Below are 9646 nucleotides of genomic sequence, written 5' to 3' on the forward strand. Positions count from 1 at the left end.
CGAAAAATCTACTTCGACAACGCGCGGCGGCTGCTGGTGCGGGCGTTGCCGTTGCCGGTGATCAGGGCGTCGCATATCGGAAAAGACTTCAAAGTGGACAGCAAATTGAGCAAATCGGTCTGGCGGACGGCGCGGCCGGTCCACATGGAATGCACGTTGAAGGACGGTGTCGCCACGCCGGAAATCTCGACCTCGGTGCGCGCATTGTGGTCGGACAAATACCTTTACCTGGGGTACGAATGCCCGTTCACCCGGCTGACCGTGTTCGAACCAGCCGAGCGGAAGAAGGAGCGATACGGACTTTGGGACCGCGACGTGGTCGAGGCATTCATCGGGAGCGACGCATCCAATCTGAAGCATTACTATGAATTCGAGGTGTCACCGAGTGGCGAGGAGATTGATCTGGAACTGGGAGGAACGACGAAAGGCCTGGACTGGAACAGCGGATTTCAGTCGGTTGCGAAGCTGAACCGGAAAACCGGGTGGTACAACGTAGAGATACGCATTCCGCTGAGCGCGCTCAACCCGGTCGCGCCCGCTGCAGGATCGCGTTGGAGGCTGAACCTGTATCGGCATGATATCGCTCACAACGTTTTTCTGGCCTGGAGCCCGACCGCAACCAACACGGCGCATACGCCGGAGAAATTTGGCAACCTGGAGTTCGGGGAGTGAACCGGACAGAGGGGTCATGCGCTTATCTTCCGTTTCCTTCCTTTCCGGTAGTTTGCCGGTCGCCGGGTTGTTGTCGCTTTGTCGCCGGAGGACCGTTTCAATTCGTTAAGTTGATCGCGGAACAGCGCGGCCTTTTCAAACTCCAGGTTGTTGGCCGCGTTGAGCATCGATTCCTCCAGTTCGCGGATGGTTTCGGTCAGATCGAAATTACCGCCCGCATCATTGATTACTGCCGCGGTTGTTTTGCTCCCGGCATAACGCGTTGATAAGCTCTCTTCCACCGGCCGGCTGACGCTGCGCGGCGTGATGTTGTGCTCGCGATTATGGGCCAGTTGCTTTTGACGGCGGTATTCGGACACGGCGAGAAATTTTTGGATGCTTTGCGTCATTGTGTCGGCATAAAGAATCACCTCGCCATTGATGTGCCGCGCGGCCCGCCCCGCGGTCTGGATCAAACTCGTGGCACTGCGCAGGTAGCCTTCCTTGTCCGCGTCCAGTATGGCGACGAGCGAAACCTCCGGCAGATCGAGCCCTTCGCGCAGGAGGTTGATGCCCACCAGCACGTCAAAATCGCCCTTGCGCAACTCACGCAGGATCTCGACGCGCTCGATCGCGTCAATTTCGCTGTGGAGGTAACGGACGTTGATGCCGATGTCCCGCAGATAATCGGTCAATTCCTCGGCGGTCCGCTTGGTCAGTGTCGTGACCAGCACACGCTCCTTTTGCTCGACGCGTTTGCGCGCTTCCTCGATGAGGTCGTCGATCTGGCCTTTCAGCGGTTTGACGGTGACCTTCGGATCGATCAGCCCGGTGGGACGGACGACCAGTTCGATCACCCTGCCGCGCGACCATTCGATTTCCCTTGGTCCCGGGGTGGCGCTGACGTAAATGGTTTGCTTTTGGAATTGTTGAAACTCGTCGAAACTCAGGGGGCGATTGTCGAGCGCGCTCGGCAGGCGAAAGCCGTATTCGACCAGCACTTTTTTGCGGGCCATGTCGCCGGCATACATGCCGCCGATCTGCGGAATGGTGGCGTGCGATTCATCGATGACCAGCAGGTAATCCTCGGGCAGGAAATCCAGCAGCGTGTAGGGCCGTGAACCGGGGGGGCGCGCGGCGATGTGCCGCGAATAATTCTCGATCCCTGAACAGACGCCCATTTCCAGCATCATTTCCAGATCGTGTTCCGTTCGCATCTTGACGCGCTGGGCTTCGAGCAGCTTGCCGCGCGCCTCGAACCACGCGATGCGCCCGGTCAACTCCTCGCGAATGGTCAGCACCGCGCGTTTGATCTTCTCCATCGGCGTGACGAATTGTTTGCCGGGATAAACGGTGACGCCGGGCAACGACTCGATTTTGTGCCCGGTCAGCGGATCGAACCGCGTGATGCGCTCGATCTGGTCGCCGAAGAACTCGATCCGCAGCGCGTCTTCGCGGCCGGCCGGACAAAGCTCGATGGTGTCGCCGCGCACACGAAACTGTCCGCGCTCGAAGGCGATGTCGTTCCGGCTGTATTGCAGGTCCACGACGCGTTCCAGAAACTGCTCGCGTGTGATCTCCTGTCCGACCCGGATCGGAATCACCATCGCCTCGTAGTCCTCTTTGCTGCCGATGCCGTAAATGCACGAGACGCTGGCGACCACCACGACGTCGCGCCTCGCGAACAATGAACTCATCGTGGACAACCGCAGGCGCTCGATCTCCTCGTTCCGGCTGGAATCCTTCTCGATGAACGTGTCGGTGCGCGGGATGTAGGCCTCCGGCTGATAATAATCAAAATAGCTGACGAAGTATTCCACCGCATTGTTGGGGAAGAAGCTCTTGAACTCGGCGTAAAGCTGGGCGGCCAGCGTTTTGTTGTGGGAGATGACCAGCGTCGGTTTGCCGACATTCCGGATGACATTCGCGATCGCAAACGTCTTGCCCGAACCCGTCACCCCGAGCAGCGTCTGGTGCTTGGCGTCGGACAGAATTCCTTCCGTCAGTTCGGCGATGGCGCGCGGTTGATCACCGGCGGGGCGGTATGGCGCGACGAGCTCAAACATCGAAGCGAAGTTAGGAGCAGGGTGGGGGAGTGTCAATGAAGCGCGGGGGACGGAGGTGATCCTGGCGGCCCGGAATAACCAAACAATTCTTTACATTCTGGTCACCTGCGGCAAACCTTGTGTCGTCATGGACACGCTTTTGTCTTTTTTGAACGGCGACCTTTCGATCTGGGGCGTAATTGCTGTGCCGGTCGGAGTCGCGATCTGCTTTGGACCGGCTCTGGTGACGTGGTTGAAGGCTGAAATAAAAACATCCGAAAAGGACGGGGAAAGCCGGTAGATCCGATTCGTGGCAGCCACGCAGGGGAAACCGGCTCCGATTCGGCGATGTCCACCGGACCAGGATTCTGATTTGGGGACTGTTTGGCGCGGTTTCGTGCTCTCACCGCGGTCAAGTGTGTAATTCAACGGATCGGAGCGATCGGCATTTTCGGTTATTCGTTGAATCGTTCATCGGTTCGGATAAACTTCGTTGTCAGACAGACCATGAAAATATTCCTGGCACCCGCCGTGTTCCTTTCTTTTTCTTTTTTGTTGTGCGCTGAAATAAAGGACCCCGTTCCCCTCTGGCCCGCCGGCGCACCCGGCGCCCTTGGGAAGGATGACAAGGACGTTCCCACCCTCACGCCTTACCTCGCGGAACCGGACAAAGCGACTGGTGCGGCGATGGTGATTTGTCCGGGCGGTGGCTATGGCATGCTGGCGCCACACGAGGGCAACGACTATGCGTTGTGGTTGAATCAGCATGGCGTGACCGCGTTCGTGCTCAAGTACCGGCTCGGGTCAAACGGATACCGTCATCCAGCAATGCTGAACGACGCGGCTCGCGCGGTCCGGCTCGTGCGCGCAAGGTCGAAGGACTGGAAGATTGATCCGCATCGCGTCGGTCTCATGGGCTCGTCGGCGGGCGGGCATCTGGCTTCGACGTTGCTCACACATTTCGACGCGGGCAAGGCGGATGCAACCGACCCGATTGAACGGGAAAGTTCGCGGCCGGACATCGGCGTTCTGTGTTATGCAGTCATCACGATGGGAGAATTCACACATCAAGGCTCGAAGAACAATCTGCTCGGCAAAGAACCTCCGGCAGAACTGGTGAAGCTCCTGTCCAACGAACTTCAGGTGACGAGGGAAACGCCGCCCTGTTTTCTTTTCCATACTTACGAGGACACGGCGGTGCCGGTGGAAAACGCCCTCATGTTCGCAGCCGCGCTGCGCAAGGCGGGCGTGCCGTTCGACCTGCACGTTTACCAGAAGGGCAGGCATGGGATCGGGTTGGGAGACAAACCTCCGTTCAACCATCCGCATCCATGGGCGAACGATTGCCTGTTCTGGTTGAAAGAACAAAAGTTCGTAAAGTAGAAGCAGCGCGGCGCCGGCAGGTCAGTGCCGCGTGCAGAATCGGAGCGTCGTCAGGACTGATTGGAAGCGTGACGAGCTGGCGCGCTGTTACCCGCCACGGATTCGAACCTTTTGCCGGCATCGGCGAGGATAACTACGATTCAGAGGTGTTCTGTAGCGAGTAGAGTGAATGACAGAGTTGAATCCGCCCGGCGTTTTGGATTTTGTCCCGTCGTTCGATAGGAATGCCCGTCCTGCGGCCTTCTTTCTTCGGATTCCGTGAGGGGCTCATCGTGCGTCTGCCCGATCGGTCGTGATTATTCACGGTCCGTGTTTCGGGCCCGAAGCAAATTGAAAGGCGATTGTTGCAGACGACAGGCCGTTCGGGATGATAGGCTGGGTTTTCAGGTGACCCTGGAAGAATCGAGATACTATGAATCGGCAAAAAATCGGCGCTCGCGCGGAATACCGTCAACTGGAAGGCCAGCGCATCAGGGACTCGGCGAGTCTCACGCAAACTTTTCCGGAATTGAAGTCATTGACGGTGGACCTTGTGTATTACAACTCCGACGGCGTTACCAAGAGCAGTCAGATCAAATACACCGTCAACCTCGACAACGCGCGGGCCGTGTTCTGTTTCGACTGCCTCAACCGCGAATGCGTCCGCGGCGATTTTGATTTGAGCGATGAGATCACCAACGCCGTGGCTGTGCGTCGTACCAGCGTGAGCGGTGAAAAGCGATGCGCGGGCTGGCTCAGCAAGTCCACCATTGGCACGGTCCAGTGCCAGAACATTCTTCGCTACAAATTCAACCTCGGATACGGCCGGCCGGAGCGGCGGACGCGGTGAGGCCGGAAAACTTTCGGGAGGAATTTTGCGTTTGAGTGTTGCGGCCGGCCCCATTGACGGTTAGCGTACGGGGAGCGGCACGTTTTCAGGACCCGGCGGGCCGTTACCTGGCGGATTCAGGTAGGGGCACGTCCATACGTTTATGTTGAATGATTCAATTCCGACCGAAGGTGATCGCAAGGCCGACACGCCGGCCTGGAAGGCGGTCGTGGCCCGGTATCAGAAGCCCTCTGTCGGGCGGGGAGTGTGGCAAATTGTCAACACGCTTATCCCTTACGCGGCCCTCTGGTATCTGATGTATCTGAGCCTGTCGGTATCCTGGTGGCTTGTAGTGCCGCTGGCGGTCCTGGCGGCGGGATTCCTGGTGCGGGTCTTTATCATTCACCACGACTGCGGGCACGGCTCGTTTTTCAAATCCCGGCGGGCGAATGACATTTTGGGATTTGTCACCGGCGTGCTGACTTTCACTCCCTACTACCATTGGCGTTGGGAGCATGCGCTTCATCATTCAACGGCGGGTGATCTGGATCGGCGCGGAATGGGTGACATCTGGACCCTGACCGTGCAGGAATACCTGGAGTCGTCACGCTGGCAGCGCTTCGCCTACCGCCTGGCGCGCAATCCGGTGGTGTTATTCCTGATTGCGCCGCTGTTCATGTTTCTGGTGAAACATCGATTTCCGAAGGCCAATGCGAGCCCGCGGGAACGTGATTCCGTCCACTGGGCGAACATTGCGATTTTAGGGATGGTGGCCGGTCTGGTCTGGGTTTTCGGTCTCAAAGCCTACCTGTTGATTCAATTGATGGTGACGGGTATCGCAGGCACGGCGGGTGTGTGGCTGTTTTATGTACAGCATCAGTTCGACGGGGTTTACTGGGAACGTGGCGACGAATGGGACTACGCGATGGCGGCGCTGAAAGGCAGTTCGTTCTACAAACTGCCCAAAGTTCTGCAATGGTTCTCGGGCAACATCGGCTTCCATCACATTCACCATCTGAGCCCGCGGATTCCCAATTACCATCTCGAGAAATGTCACGACGCAGAACCGCTGTTTCAAAGCGTGAAGCCGCTCACGCTTTTCGCCAGTTTCAAGTCCTTCACCTTCCGTCTTTGGGATGAACAACGCCGCCGGTTGGTGGGGTACCGGCATTTGCGGGCCGTTCGTCGATCCCGGAGAGAAGTCCTCCGGCGTTAACGCGGGACGGGCGACGGGTTTGACCGGTCGCGCTACCGACGAACCAGCAGGGCGGTTTTACTTGCAAGCACGACACGCGCTCGCCCTGATTGCTTGTGAGCGGTTCTTTACGGAGGGCGGACCTCAGAGGGTCGTCCACGTCGAAGGAGTAGCGATGGAGACCTTTTCGTCAGTTCCATCATCCACCAAACCGTTACGAGCTTTTATATGGAGGCGACCACCCGGAACAATGCGCGGGTTCCGCGAGTCGTGCGGAGGTGATACGATGAAATTGTGAGGTGACCGGCGACAGGGTTATCCGATGGCGGCCGCGGATGGTTCCCCAAACCAGAGAAAAGGCGCGGCGCGGCGTCCGCACCCGGACCGCGCAAGTTCCGTCTGGTTTCCGGAGAGGGCCAGAAATGTCGCGCGACGCCGGAATCTGAGATTGCCCTGGCCATTTGGTCTAATCCAGAAGGTTTCTGAGAATGATGGTTGCGGTTTGCCGAACCTGTTCCGATCGGGCTTCAAGAATCCGATATTGTTCGCTCCAGTCGGCCTTTGACTGGTTGCGTTCGCGCCACAGGGTTTTGAGGACGCGCTCGGTTCGTTCGACTTGTTGTTGAGCGGCCGCAAACGATTCACGTCCTTCCGGCAGGTCGGAAATGTTGCCTACAAAAAATCGACTGATCCGCCGGTTGCCGAAGACGGCGTGCAAGAGCATGACCACGGTCTGCTCATAGGCGTACCAGCGCTGGCGCAGGGCCTCCTGCAAAAAGCCGTGGCGGATTGCGAAAAACTCCGAGCGGGGCCGCTCAGTGTATTGGCGGATTTCTTTGGCCTCGGACGGGAACCAGTTGTAGAGCAGCGCGAACGTTCCGTAGGTGTCAATGAGCTGCTTGGAATGATTGTGGTCGGTCGAGATCTCGCCGACGCAAATGTCCTGCTGCAGTTCCACGCAAATTTCCGGCAGGTCGTGCAACAGACCCAGCACCTCCTTGCCGACGGCGGTGCCGTAATTAAAATCGCCCGGGATGAGCCAATACACGTCGTTGTCGCCGCCCCGCTCGTAAGCCATGCCCAGTCCCGAGTTCCACATCTGGCAGGTGTCCACGCACCACGCGTCCAGAATGTCCGAGTGCCGGGCGACGGTGTTTCTTCTGAAATCGAGGAAGGCCTTGTTATCTGCCATGGCATAGTGTGTCTTCCGGTCCATGACGGTGATGGGGCGCGCGTAAGCGTGCCTGTCCGCGTCCAACCGTGCAATCAACTGATAAAGCTCCTCCAGATCGGAGTAATGTTCCGATTGTTTGAAGGGATAAATCACGACGGGATGGATCTTGCCTGCCGCTGTTGTCGCGGGAGATTTTTGCTTCAATTCGCGCGGTGTCCCTTTGTTGACCGGCGATTTTTTTTTCATAAGACTGACGGTCGTTTAAGCGGGCCGGATCCCGAAGGCATTTGTGTCACTTGGCGCGGTCAGGTCGGGGCGTCAACCAGCGCTCGGTCGGTTTGAACATTCGGGAACCAAACGGGAGTATGCCAGCCGCAACCGGTTTAACAACGCCAAAATGACCCGCTGGAGATGATCCGCTAATGTGTCGCGAACTGGGCAACGGCGCATCGCCAGGCGGGAAACTGGAGGTTATCTGAGGTTGGGAAATGACATCCCTCCCGGTCCTGAGGTATCATCGGTGGAAAACCAAAAGCGTTTGGCTCGCTGGACTCTTTCATAAGCCGTCTCGTCCATGGTTTCGACGCGGAGATCCGCCATGACCAGGTGACCGCGATTGGAATGACGGAACGCCAGTGCCTGAGAAACGAAAGCCGGACCCACCTGTCCAAACGGTCGCCTGGAAAGCCGGAGTCGCATGGCCGCAAGCCTGTCGGACTCGACGAATCCCGAGCTATCGGCCGGCAGAAGCAAGGTTACCTCGGTGGCACGGGCTTTGTGTACTTGAACGGGAGGACGTCGGGGACGACGTGAACGTCGGTTGTAAATTTGAACGGGGCCGACGTGCCGTTAGTGAAGGTCAACTCCACGAAGCCGGCGGTCCAGCCTTTGGCCGGTTTTCCAATACGCGCCGGATAAACAAAAGGCCCGGTTCCTTTGGCGCGGATCCGTGTGCTTTTCCATGCGGGACCGATGGTCATGAGTCGGAAGTCGCGCGCTTCTTCGTTGGTTGCCTGCCAGAGGGTGGCCTCTGCGGGACGGGTGGCGCTCCGGACCGTGATTGAGCCGTCTTTCCCGGCAGTCCAGGAAAACTCCGGTAGTGAGCCGCCTTTCACGACCGCGTTGTAGCACGCCAGAAGGGACTGCCAGGCGTCACTGCCTTTCAGACCATGGTCCGCGTTCGGCACGTAGCGGAGATACTTCACTCCCGGCAGGTCGTTGAAATAAAACTGCGATGAATCGGGCAGAAAAAACTGGTCGCCGCTCGCGTTGATCAGAAACTTCGGGATGCCCAGGCGGGCGCGGTATTGATAGGGCTCCTCGATTTTCATCAAGGCCCGGTATTCAGGTGTGCCGCTCCAATCCATGATCTTCAACGCAACATAATCGGCGATCGCGGGCGCCCAGAAACCGTAGGCCTCCCAGTGGTGAACGAAGGAGGGTTCGATGTTCAGCAGGTCAATCACGATGGGCGCGATGGCGATCACGCGATTGTCAACGGCGGCGGTGGTCCAGGTCGTCCAGCCCCGCTTCGAGCCGCCGGAAACGAAAAACTTGTCCACAGCGACCTTGCCGCCGACGTCGCTGGCGCAAAACGCGGTGATTGTGTCCATGGCTCGCACGGCGGCCTTGGTCATGGGGAGGCGTGCGGGCCACTTCTCATCGCCCGTCCGGAGAAATTTGTCCCAAGTGTAAGCGATGATTCCGTCTTCGGTGCGTTCTTGCGTTTCGCCGGCGAAAGTGAGCGGTTCGTTGGGGACGTTGCGCAGTTCGGCGGTGACGGTCCCGGTTTTGGTGGCAATGGTCGTGAAGTTGGCGTCTGCTTTTGACGGCGCGCCGCTCTTGTTGCTCCCGCCGCTGATGAACAGCAGGCCGGTTGAACTGGTGACCTGGTCCGGCTTCACGATTGTTAGCCAGTGCTGCCAAAGGGTGCGGTCCACCTCGTTGGTGGTGAGCCACGCCTGCGAGGTCATGTCCAAAACATAGGTCGTGTAGCCATCGCCTTTGAGCGTATTGACCATGCGCCACATATAGTTTGTGTCCGGCGTGGCAACATAGCGGTCGAGCGCAGTCTGCGGACTCAGGAGCGTCCGGTCGGCCGTTGCGGCCGCCAACCCGGCGATGCAGGCAAACGTCGCGACAGAAAGGGCGAAAGTGAATCGGAGAGGTCGTGATTTCATAGGCTCCGACTACTTGAAGCAGGTTTGGCGCAGATGAGCGACAAAAAAGTGATTGCTCCCGCCGCGGGGCGCCGCCAGCATCGAAAAGCCGCCGCCATACGCCTGTGACTTTGCCTTACCGAACAATCTCTGCGCTGCGTCCGCCTCGCGAACTGCGGTGCCTTGTCACCGCTCTTGCGACGGCGTTTTTCCTGATCGCGACCGTCGAGG

Annotated in this window: 8 protein-coding genes; 5 read left to right on the forward strand and 3 right to left on the reverse strand. The window is 58.4% G+C overall.

The features are described 5' to 3' along the window. Nucleotides 1–672, forward strand: a 672-nt coding sequence (locus VN887_05820) for a carbohydrate-binding family 9-like protein (protein HXT39522.1), incomplete at its 5' end; no start/stop codon positions are given. 14 nt (nt 673–686) lie between these two features. Here VN887_05820 and uvrB read toward each other — a convergent pair. Beyond that, nucleotides 687–2717 (reverse strand): excinuclease ABC subunit UvrB, encoded by a 2031-nt coding sequence (uvrB, locus tag VN887_05825; protein ID HXT39523.1) that lies wholly within the window; start codon nt 2715–2717, stop codon nt 687–689. Nucleotides 2718–2844: 127 nt separating this feature from the next. On the opposite strand from uvrB, the gene VN887_05830 reads away from it, so the two are divergent. The 4 genes from VN887_05830 to VN887_05845 all read left to right on the forward strand — a co-directional run bounded on the left by VN887_05830 (nt 2845) and on the right by VN887_05845 (nt 6103). Then, on the forward strand, nt 2845–2997 hold the full coding sequence (locus VN887_05830; protein HXT39524.1) for a hypothetical protein: 153 nt from the start codon (nt 2845–2847) through the stop codon (nt 2995–2997). Nucleotides 2998–3203: 206 nt separating this feature from the next. Then, a complete protein-coding gene (locus VN887_05835) occupies nt 3204–4079 on the forward strand; it encodes an alpha/beta hydrolase (protein HXT39525.1) in 876 nt (291 codons plus the stop codon). A gap of 412 nt (nt 4080–4491) precedes the next feature. Further along, nucleotides 4492–4908: a hypothetical protein gene (locus VN887_05840; protein ID HXT39526.1), complete on the forward strand. Its 417-nt coding sequence runs from the start codon at nt 4492–4494 to the stop codon at nt 4906–4908. Between the two features lie 142 nt (nt 4909–5050). Further along, nucleotides 5051–6103, forward strand: a complete 1053-nt coding sequence (locus VN887_05845; GenBank protein ID HXT39527.1) for a fatty acid desaturase — start codon at nt 5051–5053, stop codon at nt 6101–6103. Between the two features lie 445 nt (nt 6104–6548). On the opposite strand, the gene VN887_05850 is transcribed toward VN887_05845, so the two are convergent. Further along, nucleotides 6549–7502, reverse strand: a complete 954-nt coding sequence (locus VN887_05850; protein HXT39528.1) for a hypothetical protein — start codon at nt 7500–7502, stop codon at nt 6549–6551. Nucleotides 7503–8011: 509 nt separating this feature from the next. Beyond that, nucleotides 8012–9436: a PhoPQ-activated pathogenicity-related family protein gene (locus VN887_05855; protein ID HXT39529.1), complete on the reverse strand. Its 1425-nt coding sequence runs from the start codon at nt 9434–9436 to the stop codon at nt 8012–8014. Between the last annotated feature and the right edge of the window lie 210 nt (nt 9437–9646).

The organism is Candidatus Angelobacter sp., assembly GCA_035607015.1.
GTDB lineage: Bacteria > Verrucomicrobiota > Verrucomicrobiia > Limisphaerales > AV2 > AV2.

Coding starts and splice junctions, on each gene's coding strand:
- VN887_05835 (HXT39525.1), top strand. CDS start 3,204: ATGAAAATATTCCTGGCACCCGCCGTGTTCCTTTCTTTTTCTTTTTTG.
- VN887_05840 (HXT39526.1), top strand. CDS start 4,492: ATGAATCGGCAAAAAATCGGCGCTCGCGCGGAATACCGTCAACTGGAA.
- uvrB (HXT39523.1), bottom strand. CDS start 2,717: ATGTTTGAGCTCGTCGCGCCATACCGCCCCGCCGGTGATCAACCGCGC.
- VN887_05845 (HXT39527.1), top strand. CDS start 5,051: ATGTTGAATGATTCAATTCCGACCGAAGGTGATCGCAAGGCCGACACG.
- VN887_05830 (HXT39524.1), top strand. CDS start 2,845: ATGGACACGCTTTTGTCTTTTTTGAACGGCGACCTTTCGATCTGGGGC.
- VN887_05855 (HXT39529.1), bottom strand. CDS start 9,436: ATGAAATCACGACCTCTCCGATTCACTTTCGCCCTTTCTGTCGCGACG.
- VN887_05850 (HXT39528.1), bottom strand. CDS start 7,502: ATGAAAAAAAAATCGCCGGTCAACAAAGGGACACCGCGCGAATTGAAG.